General features: G+C 69.5%; 14 protein-coding genes. 6 read left to right on the top strand and 8 right to left on the bottom strand.

Features of this window, described 5'->3' with window-relative positions; genetic code table 11:
• Positions 1 to 24: 24 nt before the first annotated feature.
• Together D7V88_RS11665 and D7V88_RS11660 are read left to right on the top strand one after the other, a co-directional pair.
• The gene (locus D7V88_RS11665) at positions 25 to 1,098 is read left to right on the top strand and encodes an HmuY family protein (protein ID WP_147448694.1); all 1,074 of its coding nucleotides are present in this window, start codon (positions 25 to 27) and stop codon (positions 1,096 to 1,098) included.
• Complete coding sequence (locus tag D7V88_RS11660; RefSeq protein ID WP_120540704.1) at positions 1,098 to 2,720, top strand: MXAN_6640 family putative metalloprotease; 1,623 nt, start codon at positions 1,098 to 1,100, stop codon at positions 2,718 to 2,720. Before D7V88_RS11665 ends, D7V88_RS11660 begins: the two co-directional genes overlap by 1 nt.
• A gap of 642 nt (positions 2,721 to 3,362) precedes the next feature.
• Here D7V88_RS11660 and D7V88_RS11655 read toward each other — a convergent pair.
• From D7V88_RS11655 to D7V88_RS11640, 4 genes are all read right to left on the bottom strand, one after another.
• The gene (locus D7V88_RS11655; RefSeq protein WP_120540703.1) at positions 3,363 to 4,958 is read right to left on the bottom strand and encodes an aromatic amino acid hydroxylase; all 1,596 of its coding nucleotides are present in this window, start codon (positions 4,956 to 4,958) and stop codon (positions 3,363 to 3,365) included.
• Between the two features lie 92 nt (positions 4,959 to 5,050).
• A complete protein-coding gene (locus D7V88_RS11650; RefSeq protein WP_120540702.1) occupies positions 5,051 to 5,971 on the bottom strand; it encodes a LysR family transcriptional regulator in 921 nt (306 codons plus the stop codon).
• 49 nt (positions 5,972 to 6,020) lie between these two features.
• A complete protein-coding gene (locus D7V88_RS11645) occupies positions 6,021 to 6,842 on the bottom strand; it encodes an SDR family oxidoreductase (protein ID WP_120540701.1) in 822 nt (273 codons plus the stop codon).
• Positions 6,843 to 6,949: 107 nt separating this feature from the next.
• The gene (locus tag D7V88_RS11640) at positions 6,950 to 9,232 is read right to left on the bottom strand and encodes a Kelch repeat-containing protein (protein WP_147448693.1); all 2,283 of its coding nucleotides are present in this window, start codon (positions 9,230 to 9,232) and stop codon (positions 6,950 to 6,952) included.
• A 219-nt stretch (positions 9,233 to 9,451) separates the two neighbouring features.
• Here D7V88_RS11640 and D7V88_RS11635 point away from each other — a divergent pair, with 219 nt between their 5' ends.
• Complete coding sequence (locus tag D7V88_RS11635) at positions 9,452 to 12,139, top strand: M1 family metallopeptidase (protein ID WP_120540699.1); 2,688 nt, start codon at positions 9,452 to 9,454, stop codon at positions 12,137 to 12,139.
• 10 nt (positions 12,140 to 12,149) lie between these two features.
• On the opposite strand, the gene D7V88_RS44360 is transcribed toward D7V88_RS11635, so the two are convergent.
• The 3 genes from D7V88_RS44360 to D7V88_RS11620 form a co-directional block, all read right to left on the bottom strand.
• The gene (locus D7V88_RS44360; RefSeq protein ID WP_244238106.1) at positions 12,150 to 12,410 is read right to left on the bottom strand and encodes a hypothetical protein; all 261 of its coding nucleotides are present in this window, start codon (positions 12,408 to 12,410) and stop codon (positions 12,150 to 12,152) included.
• Between the two features lie 270 nt (positions 12,411 to 12,680).
• A complete protein-coding gene (locus D7V88_RS11625; protein ID WP_120540697.1) occupies positions 12,681 to 13,025 on the bottom strand; it encodes an antibiotic biosynthesis monooxygenase family protein in 345 nt (114 codons plus the stop codon).
• Entirely contained in the window at positions 13,022 to 14,167 is a 1,146-nt protein-coding gene (locus D7V88_RS11620; RefSeq protein ID WP_120540696.1) for a cytochrome P450, read from the bottom strand. The genes D7V88_RS11625 and D7V88_RS11620 overlap by 4 nt, the downstream gene beginning before the upstream one ends.
• 62 nt (positions 14,168 to 14,229) lie before the next feature.
• On the opposite strand from D7V88_RS11620, the gene D7V88_RS11615 reads away from it, so the two are divergent.
• Positions 14,230 to 14,913: an ArsR/SmtB family transcription factor gene (locus tag D7V88_RS11615; protein WP_120540695.1), complete on the top strand. Its 684-nt coding sequence runs from the start codon at positions 14,230 to 14,232 to the stop codon at positions 14,911 to 14,913.
• Between the two features lie 24 nt (positions 14,914 to 14,937).
• Here D7V88_RS11615 and D7V88_RS11610 read toward each other — a convergent pair whose 3' ends face one another.
• Entirely contained in the window at positions 14,938 to 15,714 is a 777-nt protein-coding gene (locus D7V88_RS11610; RefSeq protein WP_120540694.1) for a DUF481 domain-containing protein, read from the bottom strand.
• A 259-nt stretch (positions 15,715 to 15,973) separates the two neighbouring features.
• Here D7V88_RS11610 and D7V88_RS11605 point away from each other — a divergent pair, with 259 nt between their 5' ends.
• Together D7V88_RS11605 and D7V88_RS11600 are read left to right on the top strand one after the other, a co-directional pair.
• Positions 15,974 to 16,630 carry an Hsp20/alpha crystallin family protein gene (locus D7V88_RS11605; protein WP_120540693.1) on the top strand — a complete coding sequence of 219 codons (657 nt, stop codon included), beginning with the start codon at positions 15,974 to 15,976 and terminating at the stop codon, positions 16,628 to 16,630.
• Between the two features lie 62 nt (positions 16,631 to 16,692).
• Positions 16,693 to 17,622: a PhzF family phenazine biosynthesis protein gene (locus tag D7V88_RS11600; protein ID WP_244238105.1), complete on the top strand. Its 930-nt coding sequence runs from the start codon at positions 16,693 to 16,695 to the stop codon at positions 17,620 to 17,622.
• The last annotated feature ends 425 nt before the right edge of the window (positions 17,623 to 18,047 follow it).

Here is an 18,047-nt window from a genome sequence, read left to right as displayed (position 1 = left end):
GTTCCGCATCGAAAGGTGACGACGATGGGCTTTCCTGGAGGCGTGGTCCTGAAGCGCGGTGCAGGTCGGTACGGCATGGGGGCCCTCGCGGTCCTCGCGCTGACGCTGGCGGTGGGGGGATGCGGCGGCGACGAGTGTGTCGACGCGTTCGACTGCCGTGACAAGGGAGCGCCCCCCGAGGGCCAGGCGTACGTCTGCACCGCCGACAACACGTGCGAGCTGCGCAACCTGACCCCCGTGCCCGAGGAGGACGCGGGCACCGGGACGGACGCCGGGACGACGACGGACGCGGGCACCGGGACGGACGCCGGGACGACGACGGACGCGGGCACCGGGACGGACGCTGGGACGACGACGGACGCTGGGACGACGACGGACGCGGGCACGGAGACGGATGCCGGGACGACGACGGACGCGGGCACGGAGACGGACGGCGGCACGCAGTTGTGCGGTGGCCCGGTGACGTGCAGGGACCAGAGCATCGACGAGCTGTCCCTGCGCACGAACATCGCGACGGGCTCCATCCTGGAGGAGGGCACCACGCAGGGGCAGTTCTTCACGTACTTGGATGGGCGGGCCGGTGGCTTGTCAGCGACGCAGTCGTACACCTATGCGCGCTTCACGCCGACGGGGCTGGTGAAGGTGGAGATCGATGATCAGTCCGCGCTCGCGTCGACGGCGTGGGACATCGCGGTGCGCCGCAGCGTCATCCGCGTGAACAGCGGCGTGTCCGGGCCGTCCTGCGTGACGGTCGCCCAGACGGCCGAGGGCACCACGTTCGACGCAGTCACCTCCGTGGAGCCGACCGCGACCTTCCTCGCGGAGGCGTACTTCACCCCCAACACCTGCGAGCTCATCCTGGACGGCTCGGGCATCAACTCCCCGGGCACGGCATTGGCCACGTTCTGGAGATACAACAACTGCCTCGTGATGACCGACAAGGTCTTCCTGTTGCAGTTGGCGGATGGCCGTCACGTGAAGTTGCAGGTGGCGTCGTACTACGAGCCCGCCGCGCAGGCGCAGTGCAACACCTCCGGCACGCTGCCGGCGGTGACGGGCTCGGGCCAGTACCGCATCAAGTGGGCGTACCTGCCGTGATGGCCCCCGGAGTTTCCGCACTGCTCCTGCTGCTGACCGGCGCGGGGACTCCGCACCGCCTCCTCCACGAGGAGGCGGTGGCGCCCGTGCCGTGGGGGATCGCCGATTCCGGGCGGCCCACCTCGGCCACCGCGCCCGCGCCACGCTTCGAGCCGACGGAGACGGTGGAGTCCGCCGTCTCCGAGGGCAATCGCTTCCGCGTCCACTTCACCCGCCAGGGACCGAATGCGGTGCCGCTGGCGGATGGGGATGGCAATGGCGTGCCCGACTTCGTGGAGCTCGTCGGGCGCACCTATGAGCGCGTGGCGACGTTCTACGCAGGGCTGGGTTTCCGCCTGCCGCCCGACGACGCGACCACGCCGGGAGACAACGGCGGCGACGGCCGCTTCGACGTGTACCTGGTGGACTTCGCCCTGCGCGCCGATGGTGCCTTCCGGATGGAGACCTGCCTGGACGGCACCACGCGCTGCACCGGCTACATGCTCCAGGAGAACGACTTCACGGGCTACGGCTACCCGTCCGACCAGGAGGCCGTGGAGATCCTGGCGAGCCACGAGTTCTTCCACGCGGTCCAGGCCGCGTACCGACCCGACCTGGGAGGCATCGCGTCCGAGGGCACCGCCGTCTGGGCCACCGAACGCTTCGAGCCCGCGCTCGATGACCTGGAGGGCTTCAGCCACTACTACCTGGAGCTCCCGGACCGCAGCCTGCTGACGGATCCAAGCGGTCCCGCCGTGGGCTTCAGCTACGGCGCGGGGCTCTTCTTCCAGTTCGCGAACGAGCGCTTTGGGGATGCGCTCCTGGTCGCGTTGCTGGAGGAGTCCGTGCGGCAGCCGACCGTTCGCTGGCCGCTGCTGCTGGACACCTGCCTGCGCCGCGACTTCGCGTCGTCCTTCGATGCGGCCTTCACGCAGTTCACCGCGTGGAACCTGGGCACCGGTTCGCGCGCGACGCCCGGCTACGGCTACGCGCGAGCAGAGGGCTATGCGCCGCTGGTGACGACCGCTTCGGCGCTTCCCACGTTGCTTTCCTCCATGCGGGTGGGTGGCGCCTCCTCGCGCATCTTCGAGGTCGCGGGGGGCACGTCCTTCGTCTCGGCCACGTTCGAGCCCGAGCCGGGCACGGACCTCGCCGCGCTGTATCTGCTCGTGGCGGCCGTCACTGATGACGCCGTGCTGCGCGTCGTCCAGGTGGGCGGGCCGGAGCCCCTGCGTGCCCAGGTGGCCGCGGAGGATGCGACGCGGGTCGTGGTCGCTGTCGTGGACAGCAGGCCACAGGGCCTGGGGCGCTATGGCCAACTGTGCATCGCGGCCACCGGCCAGGACGCGGGCTGTGCCCCGGTGCTACCTCCGCCGCCGGATGCAGGCATGGACGCGGGGACGGAAGATGCCGGCACCGTGGATGCTGGGACGGGTGACGCGGGCACGCAGGACGCAGGCTCCGCGGATGCCGGACAGCCCCAGAAGCCCATCGATGATCCGCGGGACCCGTCAGGGGCGGATGGCGGATGTCAGGCGGCGGGCGGACCTTTGTCGGGTGCGCTCATCGCGTTGCTTCTGGGGGGCGGGCTCAGGCGCCGACAACGGCGAGCGGGGGCAGATGCGCCGCAACGACAGACCTGACTGCGCCGTTCGCACGCGCCCTTCCGTGAAAGTGGAGGAGCTGCTCTCGCCCCCGATCCTCTGGCGCCTTTGGAGGCCGGGAGAGAACTCCAACGTCGAAGAGGCTGTTGCCTTGCTACACGACCGCTCTCAACATCAACGGCAGACCCGATGGACGGAAATCACGACTTCTGGTTTAGGCTGGATGCCCTTCGATTGCGAAGGCTTGCCTGGGAGAGCGTATGCGAGTGGTGATGCTCATCGGCGTACTGTGTAGCGCATTGGGGTTGCTGGGTGGATGTGGTGGCACTTCGATGCCCGAGGAGGAGTCGCCCTCACTCACCACACGAGAGGATGCCATCTACGAATGTACCGTGGGCGCGCCTCAAGGGTCGAGTTGCCCTGGTGGCGTCTGCGTCTACGCTGGCTCCTCGTCCGCCCCGGGATGCCGTCCCTTTTGCACCCTGCAGGGAGGCCCGGCCCTGTCCGACAAGGTCGCCAGTCCTTGTTCGTCAGGGACTCGCTGCTGCCCGGGCATCATGGGGCCGAACGGGCCGACGTCAGCCTATTGCATGGCGTCCTCCTATCCCTGCACCTGAGGATGAGTCGGTTCGCGAGGGGCACCCGGTCCATTGAGGGGCCGGGGGCGGCCATGCCACGAGCCTAAGCGTGGGCCGCGTTGCGCGGTGAAGGCGCTTCCCCGCGCAGCTCCGCGACCTCGGCGCGCAGCAACCAATCCGACGGGAAGTCGGAGGAGGCCCGGGCGATCTGCTCCAGCCGGTCCGCCGGGAGCTGTCCCGTCTCCCGGATGCTGCGCACCTCCGTGTAGAGGGCCGCCAGGGACGGATGCAGCGCCTTCGCCTTGCGCTCGCGGGCTTGCGCTTCGCCGTCGCCCGCGGTGAAGGCATTCATCTCCCCGAACCAGCGGTCCCACGCGCCAGTATCCGCGGGGCCTCCAGCCACGGACGGCAGCCGCTCCGTCACGTACACGCGCGCCATCGACGGCAGCTCCAGCGGCTTGCCCGCGAGCGTCCCGCTCAGGGCAATCACCTCGCCGCCATCGACCGCGAAGCCCTCCAGCACCAGCCCGCTGTCCAGTGAGAGCCGGAAGTTCCCGCGCTCCGGCAGGGTGCCATTGCCAAAGGCCACCAGCGCCGCGCCGTTGAAGGGCTTGTCCAGCGCCTGTCCGTCGCGCGAAGTGACGATGGGGCCTTCCAGCCGCGCCATCGCGGTGGAGAGGCCGGGAGCCACCTCGCCCGCTGCCGGCAGCAATTCCACCACCTTGCCCGTCACCTCACGGCCGTCCGCGAGCACCAGGTGGTTCACCGTGCGCGCTCGCAGCGCCTCGTTCAGGCCCAGGTCCCCGCCGCGCTTCCACGCGAGCGTGGCCTCGAACTCCGACAGCACCTCGAACAGGTGCTCGAAGTCGCGCGCCACGAAGAGCTGCGGCTGCATGCGGGTGATGTCGTAATCCGTGTCCGCGCACGTCACGCCCAGCGGCAGCTTCTGCACCGCGGACGTCAGACAGTGCTTCGCCTCGCCGATGCTCGACAGCAGGCCCGCGCCGTAGATGCGCGGACGCTCCAGGTCGCCCACGAGGCCGTACTCCGCCGTCCACCAGTACAGGCGGCTCGCGCGGGTGCTCTCGCTAATGTAGCGGTGGCTCTCGTTGGCGGCCTCCAGGCGGGCCTGGGCGTGCGCGATCTCCGCCTCGCTCGCCGTGGGGTCCTCCTTCACCACCGACAGGTTGCGGATGGCCTCGAAGACGGCCTGGTCCTCCACGCTCGCGATGGCCTTGAACCCCACCAGCCCCACGGCCTTGAGGTACTCCGCGTAGCGACGGTTCGCGATGATGGGCGCGTGCCCCGCGCTCTCGTGGACGATGTCCGGAGCGGGCGTGTACTGGATGTGCTCGTGCGTGCGGATGTCCGCCGCGATGGCCAGCACGCCCAGCGCCTGCAACTCCGTGAAGACCGCCGGGGGGATGAAGCCGCGCACCGCCACGCAGGACCAGCCCAGCTTCGACAGCTTCTCGTTCATCTCGTCCAGGCTGGGGATGGCCTCCGCGCCAATGCCGGTGGCCTCCAGACCTTCCAGGTAGACGGGATGCGCCTTGTCCCGCAGGTGCCCCCGGAGCTGTCCCAGGATGTGCCGCCACACCGCCTGATCGCGGGGCGTGTAGGCCGCGTAGTCCTGCGACACCACATAGCGGCGCAGGTGGGCAGGCAGGCGAGCGATCGTCCGTTCCGTGGGGGTCATCCGGGAGGCTCCTTCAAGAGAAACAGGACACCTGGAAGATACCCATGTCAGCGGAGGACGGAAATCCGGCAGAAAACGACGTCTTCGACGGATTATCGCCGTTTGCGGAGCCGACGTCGCAGGCCGTCCAGCACGGCGTGGGCGCCGGGGCTGAGTCCGCCGGAGGGCCACAGGGCGACGACTTCGACCACCTGGGGCTCCGCCTCGCGCAGGGGCCAGACGTGGATGTCGGAGGGGAACGGTTGGGTGGGCCGTACGTCGGGGGCGATGGCGCAGGCGCGGTAGGCGCGCAGCAACTCGTAGAGGTGGAGGAAGCTCTCCACGCGGCCCACTTCGTCCACCTTGACCCCCTGGGCGGAGAAGCGCGCGCTGTTGGCGCCGCCGTACGGGTCGTCGCGCAACCAGTCCACGAAGCGTTGACCCTGCAGGTCCTTCACATCCAGCGCGCGCCGGGACGCCTGTTCGCGCACCAGCGCGGAGTCGGGGCCTGCGAGCACCACGAAGGACATGCGCAGCAGCGATTCTGAATCCACGCCGTCGTGGGGCGGCAGCGGGGTGAAGTCCAGCACCAGGTCCTGCTGCCGGGTCTGCACCTGCCGCACCAGTTCGTGCGAGCCGCCGAAGCCCACCACCAGCTTGAGGTCGGTGGCGGCCGCGTCCTGCGCGATGCCGCCCAACAGCGACATGGACAGGGTGGGGTTGAGCCCCAGGCGCAGGGTGGGCTCCACGCGCGCCAGGTCCACCAGCCGCTTCATGTCCAACTGGTGCAGGGGCGTCTGGGTGCCCGCGTAGAGGCGTTCGCCGCGTGCGGAAAGCTGCAGCCTGCGTCCCGGGCCGCGCTCCAGCAGGACCGCGCCATCCGCAAGGGCCTCCTCCAGCGCGCGGATGTGCTCGCTGACCACGGAGCGGGCGACGCCCAGATGTTCGGCGGCGGCGTCGATGCTGCCCGCCTCCACGGCGGCGGTGAAGGACTCCAGCCAGACCAGGTGTCGCAGCAGCTTGCGCGGGGGCATGAGGGCCTTGTTCCTGGCGCACCCATGCGCCCCGGGGTGGGTGCGACGGTCAGATGAAGTAGTCGGGGAACAGCTCCGCGCCGGGCACGGACTGGTACTTGTCGAAGTTCGTGACGCCCACGCCGCGCAGCACGTCCTCGTCGATGCAGAAGTTGCCGGTGAAGGAGCGGCTGGGCTTGGTGAGGATGGCGTGGGCCGCGTCCGCCATGATCTCCGGCGACCGGCTGCCCTTGATGGTCTCATCGCCGCCCAGCAGGTTCTGCACGGCGGCGGTGGCGATGACGGTGCGCGGCCAGAGGGCGTTGACGGCGATGCCCTCGTCCTTGAACTCCTCCGCCATGCCGAGCACGCACATGCTCATGCCGAACTTCGCCATGGTGTACGCGACGTGGGGGCCGAACCAGCGCGCCTCCATGTTGAGCGGCGGCGAGTTGTTGAGGATGTGCGGGTTGGAGGACTTCTTGAGGTACGGCAGGCACGCCTGCGAGCACGCGAAGGTGCCGCGCGTGTTGATGCCGTGCATCAAGTCAAAGCGCTTGAGCGGCGTCTCCAGCGTGCCGGTGAGGCTGATGGCGCTGGCGTTGTTCACCAGGATGTCGATGCCGCCGAAGGTCTCCACCGCCTTGGCCACGGCGGCGTGGATCTGCGCCTCATCGCGGATGTCCACCACGCAGGGCAGCGCCTTGCCGCCGGCCGCTTCGATCTCCTGGGCCGCCGTGTAGATGGTGCCGGGCAGCTTGGGGTGCGGGTCCGTGGTCTTCGCCGCGATGATGATGTTGGCGCCGTCCCGGGCCGCGCGCAGCGCGATGGCCAGGCCGATGCCGCGGCTGGCACCGGTGATGAAGAGGGTCTTGCCTTTGAGGGTGGACATGGGCCGCATCCTCGCTGATTCGAGGCAGGCCGCAATGCCCGGAGCGGTCGGATCCGTGTGGGTCCGACCGCTCTTCAACGCTGCTTCAGGGGAACTTCAGCCCGGGCTCAGGGGGTGTAGAGGAGGACCGCGTTGACGCTCGCCCCCGCGTCCCGGTCCCATCCGCCAATGAAGAGCACCTTGCCGTTGGGCAGCAGGGTGGTGCCCATCGAGTAGCGGTTCGACGCCATGCTGATGGAGAAGGACGTCGTCCCGGTGGCCGGATCGAAGACTTCCGTCGTCAGGCCGACCAGGGAGTTGCCGCCCGCGAGCAGGAGCTTTCCCGAGGCCAACTGGACGATGGAGGACGACACTCGATCGTAGTTGAAGTTCCCCACCGTCGTCTGGACGTTGAGCACGGGATCATACAGCGCGATCAGGGTCGTGCTCCCGGCCAGCAGGACCTTTCCCGACGGCTGCAGGAAGGCGTGCGTGAAGTTGCGCTGGATGAGCCCCGTGGCGTTGCTCCAGGTGTTGGTGGCCGGATCATAGAACTCCGCCGGGGAGTTGCCGCCCAGGACGAGGATCTTGCCCGACGGCAGCAACACCGCCTCGTGGTTCGTATGGACAAAGGCCGAGGCCGCCACCGGCACGAACGTCATCGTCGCGGGGTCGAACAGCTCCGGGATGCGATTGCTCGCGGTGTCGCCCGACGTGTTTCCGCCGATGATCAGCACCTTGCCGTTGGGCAGCAGCGTCGACGTGTGGCTCCCGCGCGCGAACGCCATCGTCGGACCGGCCGTCCAGGTGTTGGTGGCGGGGTCGTAGAGCTCCACGCTGCGCAGCGGGGTGGTGCTCGGGTAGAGCCCGAAGCCCCCCGTGACCAGGAGCCTGCCGGAGGGCAGCCGGGTCACCGCCGGCGAGTAGTGCGCCGTCCCCATGGAGGCGGCCGGGGCCCAGGTCGCCGTGGCGGGATCATAGATTTCGCCGGACAACAGGACGGGGTTCGACACGGTCACTCCCCCGAAGACCAGGATCTTGCCGGAGGGCAGGGGGACGACGCTCGCGCCGTAGCGACGGACCGTCATGGCGGCCGTGGCATCCCACCGCGCGACGGTGCTCTCCGGAGGCGGGGTGCAGGTCGGGACCCCCACCACGGCGACGCTGAAGCTCGTGGACGCGGAGAAGCCCAGGGCGTTGGTGACGGTGGCGCTGATGGTGGGGCTGGGGCCGTCGGGGATGCAGGCCGGGGCCTTCCAGGCGATCTCGCTGGAGGTGAACCCGGAGGTGGCCGTGCCCAGCGTGCCGTGGGTGGAGGCCCAGGCGAAGGTGAGCGCGCTGCCATTGCCGTCCTCCGCGAGGACGCGGAACGTCACGGTGCCGTCGCCCGCCACGGAGAGCGCGCTCTGGTTCGAAAGGACGATGCGCGGGGGGACGTTGGCGACGGGGCCCGTGCCGACGCAGATGCGCAGGGTGCCCTGCGTCTGTCCGCCGTTCGGATCCTTCACGGCGACGGTGAGCGAGCAGTTGCCGCAGGACTCGCCGGCCGGCACCGCGCTCGGGGTGAAGGACGCCGTGCTGGTGGTGTCGTCCGTCCAGGTGCCGGCGCAGGACGCTGACCACTGGTAGGTCAGCGCATCACCGTCCGGATCCGTCACGTCCGCGACCACGGTGGTGCTCTGGCCCACCGGCAGGGGGGACTGCGACGCGGTGACGCGGTTCACGGCGGGGGAGACGTTGAAGGTCACCGACACCTGGGCCACGCCCGTGTCCGGTCCGCCGTCCGTCGAAATGACCGTGATGTTGATGCGGATGACCGCCGTGGCGCCGCGCGAGTCGGTGACCGTCAGCGTCAGCGTGACGACGCCCGCGGTGGCGGGGGCCGTCCAGGTGGTCGTCGCGAGCGTGGCCGAACCGAAGGTGCCGCCCGTCGCCGTCCACGCGTAGGTGAACGTGTCGGACGTGTCCGCGTCATGCGCGGTGGCCTGGAGCGACAGCGTGCCTCCGGGCAGCACGGTGCTGGCGGACGCCACCAGCGAATCGATGCAGGGCGCGGAGTTGTCGAAGGGCCCGGGGACATTCAGGGCCTGGAGCGTGATGGCGACCACCGACGTGGTGCCCGCCGTGATGGTGACATCCGTCGCCACGCCCCGGTAACGCAGGGAGCCATCCGCCGCGAAGGCCTCGGCGGTGAACGTGCGCTGGGTGCCTGCGGGGACCTGGTACAGCGTGCCGCTCCAACTGTCCGCGCTCTTCGTGAGCACGGTCGTGGACGTGGCCACGCCCGGGGCCGTCAGCGTCACCGTCACGCGGGTGACTTCATCGCCCGCGAGCGCCTGCGGCACCGCGCTGATGAACCGCACGTCACCGGTTTCGGGCACCGGCTCGGCGGTGTCCGGGCTGCAAGCCATGACAGCCAATGCAAAGCTGGTTACCACGTAAAACATAACGCTAGACAGAGAGGTCTGTCGACGCATCGCACCTTCCGTGTGGGGAGAGTGTTTCGATCTACCAGATTGAAGAAGGAAACACAGACTGTGATTGCGTAAGGGAGGGTGTCTGTCCAACCCCTTTTCCGGGTCGGTGATTACCCTGGACGACGGGTGGGATGACGCTACGCTCCAGCGCCCATGAACCGCCTCCTCCTGTTGCTCGTTGTCGCGGTGACCGTCCGCTGTGCCCATTCACCGGAGGCCGCGCCGCCCCCCTCCGCCGCGCCCGTCACCGTCGCGTGGCCTGCGCCCCAGCCGCCCGCGCTGCGCCTGCCTGACTCGGTGCGGCCCCTGCGCTACGCATTGGACCTGAAGCTGCTGCCCACGGAGGCGACCTATCCCGGAAGTGTCGCCATCGACGTGGAGGTGCTCAAGCCGGTGCGTCAGGTGTGGCTGCATGGCCAGGACCTGGAGGTGTCACGCGCGAGGGTGACGGTGGGTGGCCGCACCTTCGACGCGAAGCCCGTCTCCGAAAGCGAGGGGCGCCTGGGATTGCTGTTGCCGGAGGAGCTGCCCGTGGGCACGGCGACGCTCACCCTGGACTTCACCGGCAAGGTGGACCGCGAGCGCAGCCAGGGCGTCTATGGACAGGCGGAGGGAGGGGAGTCCTATCTCTACACGTTCTTCGAGCCCATCGACGCGCGGCGTGCGTTCCCGTGCTTCGACGAGCCGACCTTCAAGGTGCCCTGGACGCTGCGCCTGACGGTGAAGGCGGGGCACGTGGCCCTGGCCAACCATCCCGTCGTCTCGCGCGAGCCCGTGGCGGACGGACTGGAGCGCGTCACGTTCGCGCGGAGTCGGCCCATGCCCAGCTATCTGGTGGCCTTCATCGTGGGGCCGTTCGACGTGGTGGAGGCGGGCACGGTGGGGCGCGCGAACGTGCCCCTGCGCTTCATCGTGCCGAAGGGCCGGGGCGGCGAGACGCGCTACGCCGCGAGCGTCACGCCGCGCATCGTGAAGGGGCTGGAGGACTTCTTCGACCAGACGTACCCCTACGAGAAGCTGGATGTGGCGGTGGTGCCCCGCTACTGGGGCACGATGGAGCATCCGGGGCTCGTGGCGCTCGGGCAGCCGCTGACACTGATTCCTCCCGGTGAGGAGACGCTGAACCGGCGCCGCTCCTACACGGTCATCGCCAATCACGAACTGGGGCACTACTGGTTCAGCGCCGTCGTCACCAACGCCTGGTGGAACGACATCTGGCTGAATGAGTCCTTCACGGCCTGGTTGGATCGGCAGACGGTGGACCGGCTGGAGCCGTCCTGGAGCTATCAGCAGGAGCGGGCCATGTACGCGACGGAGTCGGCGCTGGCGTCGGATGCGCTGGAGGCCGCGCTGCCGGTGCGCAAGCCGGTGGCGAGCAATGACGACATCGTGGGCTCGTTCGACAATGGGACGACGTATGACAAGGGTTCCGCCGTCATCGCCATGTACGAAGCATGGCTGGGCGCGGAGCGGTTCCGCGACGTGATGCGTGGCTATGTCCGCAAGCACGCGTGGGGCGTGACGACGACGGAGGACTTCCTGGCGGAGGTGTCCCAGGCGGCGGGGCCAGAGGTCGCGAGTTCCTTCGGCGGCTTCATCGAGAAGGGCGGCGCGCCGCAGGTGTCCGCGCAGGTGACGTGTCCGGCGGGCGGCGCGCCGACGGTGAAGCTGTCACAGGAGCGGTATCTGCCCGTGGGTTCCCGGGCGAGCACGCAGCAGGAATGGCGGGTGCCTGTCTGTCTGAAGGCGGGGACGGGGACGCAGTCGGCCCGGGTGTGTTCGATGTTGAAGGGCCCCACGACTGAGGTGACGCTGCCCACGAAGCAGTGTCCGGCGTGGGTTCTGCTCAACGCGGGCGGCACCGGCTACTACCGTGGGGGCTACACGCGCGAACAGCTCACGAAGCTGCTGGCGACCCCGGTCTCCGCGTTCACGACGGGCGAGCAGGTGGCCCTCTGGGCGGACTTGGACGCGGCGGTGGAGCGTGGGGATCTGCCGCTCGGGGAGGCGCTGAAGGCTGTTCCGGCCACGGCGCGCTCGCCGGAGCGACTCGTGGTGCAGAGCGGAGCGTCGCTGCTCTGGCAGGTGCGGATGGACCGTCTCTCCGTGGAGGAGCGGAAGCGCTTTCGCTCCTGGGTGGCCTCGCTCTACGGGCCGCGCGCACGGGCCCTGGGGTGGGTGTCGAAGGCCGGGGATGACGACGCGGTGAAGCAGACGCGTTCGCTGTTCCTGCAACTGGCGGGCGGGCTGGGCGAGGACCCGGTGCTGGTGAAGCAGGCCACGCCCCTGGTGCGCGCGTGGCTCGCGGACCGCAAGTCCGTGGACCCGGAGGCGCTGAACAGTGCGCTGCCCCGGGCGGCGACGCATGGTGATGCGGAACTGTTCGACGCGCTGTTGGAGGCCGCGAAGAAGGAGCAGGACCGCAATGAGCGCGCCCGGTTGTTGACGGCGCTGAGCTACTTCCGGAAGCCGGAGCTGACGCGGCGGGCGCTGGCCCTGGTGGTGGGGTCGGACTTCGACACGCGGGATGCCCTGGGCATCCTCAAGATGTCGCTGAACATGCCGGAGACGCAGGCCCTGGCCTGGGAGTTCTACCGCGCGCAGTTCGACGTGCTCGCCCAGCGGCTGCGCTCGGATGAGCAGGGCGGGCTCATCAACCAGGTGGGCAATCTCTGTGAGGAGACCCAGCTCGCGGAGGCGGAGACCTTCCTCACGCCCCGCGCGAAGCGCGTGGAGGGTGGACCGCGCGCGCTGGCCCGGGCGGTGGAGTCCATCCGGCTGTGCATCGAATCCGCGAAGCTCCAGCAGCAGAGCGTCCGGGACTTCCTCCGCACCCGGTGAGGCCGGCGCGTCAGGGGCCGTAGGGGCACAGCTTCAGCATCTCCGCGATGGGCGGGCGGCAGAGCTGTACGAGCTGTGCCTCATCCAGGAACGAGGACGTCCGCGCCTTGAGGAAGCACGACGCCGGGTCATCCGACGGCGTGGCGTACTGACAGAGCTGGAGCGCCTGCGGGTCCGACAGGAAGCCTCCGGCCTGGACGCGTCGGAAACACTGGGCCGGGGCGTCGGAGCGGGCGCCCTGGCAGAGCTGGGCCGCGAGGGTTTCGCTCACGGCGCCTTGCCCAGCGCGGGTCGCCTCGAAGCAGGAAAACTGCGGCGACCCCTTGGAGTCTTCGGGCGGGTCCGCTGTCTGTCCCAACGCTGGAGACCCAAGCAACAGGGCAGCCAGCCCCAGGAGCCCTGCGTTCCTGAACCCATCCCTCATCGTGCACCCCCGGAAAGAAGGTGGGGGAGTCATTGCCCGCATGCGATGGGGGGAGACGCCACACACGGGGCTGTCCGACCGGAAGGCCTTTCAGATACCTGCCGTCGCCCCTCTGGCTCAGCCGTGCACGGAGCGACTGTCGGCGGGCACGGCTGCCCGGTCCTTCATTCCGTAATCCCTGACGACCTGGGCCACGCGCAGGCGGTAGTCCCGGAACACATACTCCCTTCCTTCACCCTGGGCTTCGCGGTGGGCTTCCAGACGTCGCCATTGCGCCACCGAGGCCTCGTCGCGCCAGTAGGACAGCGACAGCAACTTGCCCGGTTCGGTGAGGCTCTGGAACCGCTCGATGGAGATGAAGCCATCGATGCCCGACAACAAGGGCCGCAGCTCCGCGGCGAGCTCCAGATACCGCTGGCGGTGGTCTTCGTGGGCCTGGACTTCGAAGATGACAGCGATCATGACAGACCTCCCAGGATGCGAGCGTTGGTGGACGCGCGCCAGGTGACCGACTGCGACAGCGGGGTGAGGTCCAGGCCGCTCGCGAGCATGCGCTCCACCGCCGCGGACGCCATCGTCACCGCGAGCGCATGCCCCGGACAGGCATGGGGGCCCACGCCGAAAGTGAAGGTCCGGCGAGCCGAGCGGCGTGGGAGGAAGGCGTCGGGCTGGGGATTCACGCGGGGATCGCGGTTCGCGGCGGCGAGCACGACGACCACCGTTGCGCCCGCTTCCAATGGCTGACCCGCGACTGTCGCGCGCGCATGGAGGAATCGTCGGGTGTTCTGGACGGGGGACCCGTGACGGGCCGCCTCTTGGACGACGTCGTCGAGGGAGCACTCGCCTCGGGCAAGCTGCTCCGGCAGTCCGGGCATCCGCGCGAAGGCCAGCAGTGAAGCCCCCACGAGGCCCGCGGTCGCTTCATATGCCTGGGTGAGCAGGCCCACCGCGTTGGGAATCAGCGCTTCGACGGGCGCTGCCTCGTGCTGCATCCTCGCTGTGAAGGCGCTCAACATCCGGGGGATGCGAGGCCCTGCTCGAAGGCTCGTGGCCACGCGTTCGACGAGCCGTGCGGCGGCCACGGCTCCCGTGTCGCTCGTCGCGGGATGGGCGACCGAACGGACATAGGCCTCCACGTCCCGTGTGCTCTCCTCCAGCGCCTCCTCCGGGAACCCGAGCAGGGTGCCAAGCACAAATACGGGGAACTGGAGCGCCCGCTCCGGCAGGCATGACAGCCGGGGCTCGGAGAACAGCCGCGCGGCCTGGCGGTGGCTTTCGGCTTCCACCGCCTGCATCACCGTGGGAAGCGCATCGGCCAGGGCCTGCTTCACGAGAGGGTAGGGCGCGGCGTCGTTCATCCGCACGAGTCGCCCGAAGAGCGCGCCAGCGGCGGTGTCCACGAGATGCGCGGGAACAGGCTCCGAGGCGGGCCGCACCCGGCAGTGCTCGCTCGTGAGCACGGCCTGCACCGTGGCGGCATCCGCCGCGATCCATGGCTCGAAGCCTTCGACGCGTTGCAGCCCGCCCCGGGCACACAGGTCCGCGTAGTACGGGGTGGGGTCGGGATGGGTGACGGCCTGAAAGGGGTCGGTGGGCGGTGTCATCGTTCCTCGCTCGGGACACTCTCCTCCCGCCTCACCCTGCCTGTGCTAGGAAATGGTTCGTCATGGAGCGAACGATGGATGCAGGGCCGGACCTTGCCGCGCTGGCGGGTGCCGTGGGGGATGCCACGCGGATCCGGATGCTGGAGTTGCTCATGGAGGGGCGGTCGCTCGTCGCCAAGGAGCTGGCCTTCGGCACCGGCGTCAGCCCCGCGACGGCCACCGCGCACCTCAAGCGCCTGGAGCAGGCCCGGTTGATCCGCTCGACCCGCCAGGGGCGCAACAAGGTGTTCCGGCTCGCCACGCCCACCGTGGCGCGGATGGTGGAAGCGCTGATGACGGTGGCGGTCCGGGGACCCCGTGTCTCGGCCACGCCGGAGCCCCTCCGGGCCGCTCGCTACTGCTACGACCACCTGGCGGGAAGGCTCGGGATGGGCATCACCGATGCACTCCTGCGCGGCGGGCACCTGTCGCTGCGGCGCCGTGCCTTCGCGCTGACGCCGAGCGGCGAGGAGTGGTTCGAGGCGTTCGGAATCAAGCTGGCCCCCTTGCGAGACCAGCGCCGCCAGTTCGCGCACCGCTGCCTGGACTGGAGCGAGCGGCGCGACCACCTGGCCGGGGCGCTGGGGGCGGCGCTCGCGTCACGGGTGTTCTCGTTGGGCTGGGTCGAACGTCAACCCGATTCGCGCGGACTCGTCGTCACGCCCTCGGGGCAGCGCGGGCTGAAGCGTCACTTCGGCTCGCTGTGAGCGGACACCTGCGTGCGCCTGGGGCTAGAGCTTCACGCCCACGGTGGTGCGAAGCTGGGTGTCCATCGCCGGCACCGTCGCGGGCGGTGCGCTGTCGTAGGTGAGGTTGAAGCCGATGCCCACCGTGATGCGGGGGTTGGGCGTCACCGCGAACAGGGTCTCGTTGAGCACGCGCAGGTCGGACGGACGGGTGACGCGCGGCTGGAAGTACACCGTCTCCACGAGCTGGATGTTCTCCATCAGCTTCACCCGGCCCAACAGGTAGCTGGACATGCGCGGGTCCGTGTAGCGGTCTCCCGCGTCCGCCTCCCCGTCCTTGCGCAGCCGTTCGTGCTCCACCATCAGCGCGATGCCGAAGGTGAGTCCCGTGGCCTCCTCGTTGAACAGCACGAAGCGCGGCCCTGCCCCCAGCAGGGCCCGCAGTTGGAGCCGGCGGAACTCGTTGTATTCGTGCTGGACGAAGGCCTCGCCGGACACGCGGTCGGTGAAACGGCGGCGGTAGCGCACGTGCTCCAGCACCTGGCTCACGATGCGCTCGCCACTGGCGAACGAGTACTCGCCGCGGATGACGCCCAGCCAGACGTTGCGCTCGGAGCGGATCTGCCCCACCAGCGAGCCGCGCACGGAGAAGAGCTGCGTGCTGCCCGTGCGCCAGTCGCCTCCCAGCTCGATCGCCGCGGCCGGCCCCAGCTCCGCCTTGTCATCGAAGAGCGCCTGGACGTTGACGATCTGCGCCGACGCGCTGCCCGCCTGGAGCAGCAGCACCAGCACCACCCACCCACCTGACTTCGAAAGATTCATGCCTCCCTGCTGTGCCTGCTCGGGAGCGTTCGTTCAACCCCGTTGTGAGGGGGCGCGCGGAGGGGCTCCAGCGCTGGACGGTGGCGGGGCAGGGGAACGCCCGGCCGTGTTTCCACCGGAGCAGGGGGCCTGCGACCGCCTCTTGATGGGGCCCGGGCGCACCGTCAGCTTCCCAGAGGGATGATCCCCATCCCGATTCGAATCGAGGGGGGCCGCCCGACGGGCCAGCCGCCAACCGGGCCGCCCCTGGGAGGACATCATGGCAACCGACAACACGAAGGCGGGGGGACCCGAGGCCTCGTCCACCTCAACGGCCGTGAAGAAGGGCTCGGGGGCGTCCCGGCAACTCGACGCTCCCGAGGACACCGGTGGCGCTTCGGCCCGGGGCTCGGGAATCTCGCGCCGGGAGTCCCAGGCGCCCATCGTTTCGAGAGGGAGCTTCGCCCAGGGGTCATTCGGGCTCTTCCGCAGGATGATGGAGGACATGGATCAGCTCTTCGCGGACTACGGTCTGGGACGCGGCCTGCGCAGTGGCGGGGATGTTGAGTTCGGTCCCTGGTCGCCCCGGGTGGACATCCTGGAGCGGGACGGCAACCTCCTGGTGCGGGCCGATCTGCCGGGAATGAAGCAGGAGGACATCCGCGTCGAGGTGCTGGACGACCTGCTCATCCTCGAAGGCGAACGAAGCTTCGAGCAGGAGGAGGAGCAGGGAGACATCTGGCGGATGGAGCGCGGCTTCGGCTTGTTCCAGCGAACCCTGCCGCTCCCGGAAGGCATCGACGCGGACACCGTCCAGGCCCGCTTCGAGAACGGCGTCCTGGAGATCTCCATGAAGCTGCCGCAAGTCCAGGCGCAGGGCCGGCGCATCGAGGTGAAGGGGAGCTCCAGGGGCACACCGAAGAAGCCCATGCACTGAGGGCATCTCTTTCGCTTCTCAAAGGCAGACTCCCACGCTTGACGGGAGCTGAAGGGCGGAGCATGCCTGCGTCCTTCAGTCCCCTTCCTCCGTCGGAGTCCTCCATGCAGGTGCAGCTCATCGACGCGTTCACCCGGACCCCCGGCGTGGGCAATCGTGCTGGCGTGATGCTCGACGCGGCGTCGCTCGATGCGTCCACGATGCAGCGGATCGCCGCGGTGGTGAGCGTGTCGGAGACGGCCTTCGTCCTGTCCCGGCCGGAGGACCCCACGGTGCGTCTGCGCTACTTCACGCCCGTGGATGAGATTCCCTTCTGTGGCCACGCCACCGTCGCCACCTTCCACCTGCTCGCGGAGCGGGGCCTGCTGAAGAGCCCGGGCGCGTACCGCCTGGAGTGCCCCGCCGGCACGCTCGACATCGAGCTGGAGCCCCGGGGGGCGCGGGGGACGCAGGTCTGGATCGTCACGCCCCAGCCGGAGGCGCAGCCCAACCCCGTGATGCTGGAGGCGCTGATGCCCACGCTGGGCGGCAGGGTGGATCAGGTGGAGTCGGCGTTGCCGGTGGTCCGCCAGGGGCACCGCCTGATGGTGCCCCTGAAGCGGCGGGAGGACCTGGAGTCATTGACTCCGCGAGGCGCGGTGATGAATGCGCTGCTGATGCCGCACGGCGTGCGGGGCGTGTACCTCTTCACGCTGGACGCGAAGGAGCAGGGCAGTGTCGCGCAGGCGCGCTACTTCGTCCCGGGCTTCGGCATCCTGGAGGATCCGGTGACGGGCTCCGCGGCGGGCCCGCTGGCGGCCTACCTCGTCGAGCACGGCGTCCTGCGCCTGCCGGAGCAGGGAGGCACGGTGGCCGGTCGCATCGAGCAGGGAGACACCCTGGGCAAGCCGGGCCGCATCGACATCGAGGTCACGGGCAGGCCGGGCCGCATCGAGCGAGCCCGCGTCGGTGGCGTGGCCCTCACCGTGATGGACGCCACGATCGTCGCGTAGGGCATGTGTGTGTCACGCCAGCACGCCGCCGCGGGCATTCTGTGTTTGGGAGACACCCGCGCGATGCAGCCGCCAACATCGCGTGCGCGCGCCCTGGACTTTCCCTGGCCTGTGGCCTCGTCCGTGCGAAGGCTCACGCAGCGGTCGGGGCGCGCCAGGGGCCAAGAGGACCCAGATTCCAACGCAACCCCATGCAGGTAGCTTCGCGCCGCGCTCCTTTCGACGCTTCCCTGGCGGTGCCCTGCACCCGGGAGCTGGAAGAGGGGGCCGCACCCGTTCTGAAATCGAAAGAGGCTCGTATGAAGTCAGAAGCACGTCAGTGGTGGGGGTGGATGCTCTTCGTGGTCAGCGCGGTGATGGTGGGCTGTGGGGGCGAGCCCTCCGGCTCTGGCGCCACCCCGGGGGCACGGACGCAGCCTGGGGCG

Origin of the sequence: Corallococcus terminator (assembly GCF_003611635.1) — a bacterium.
GTDB lineage: Bacteria > Myxococcota > Myxococcia > Myxococcales > Myxococcaceae > Corallococcus > Corallococcus terminator.
This window is presented reverse-complemented; position numbering and strand designations above follow the sequence as displayed.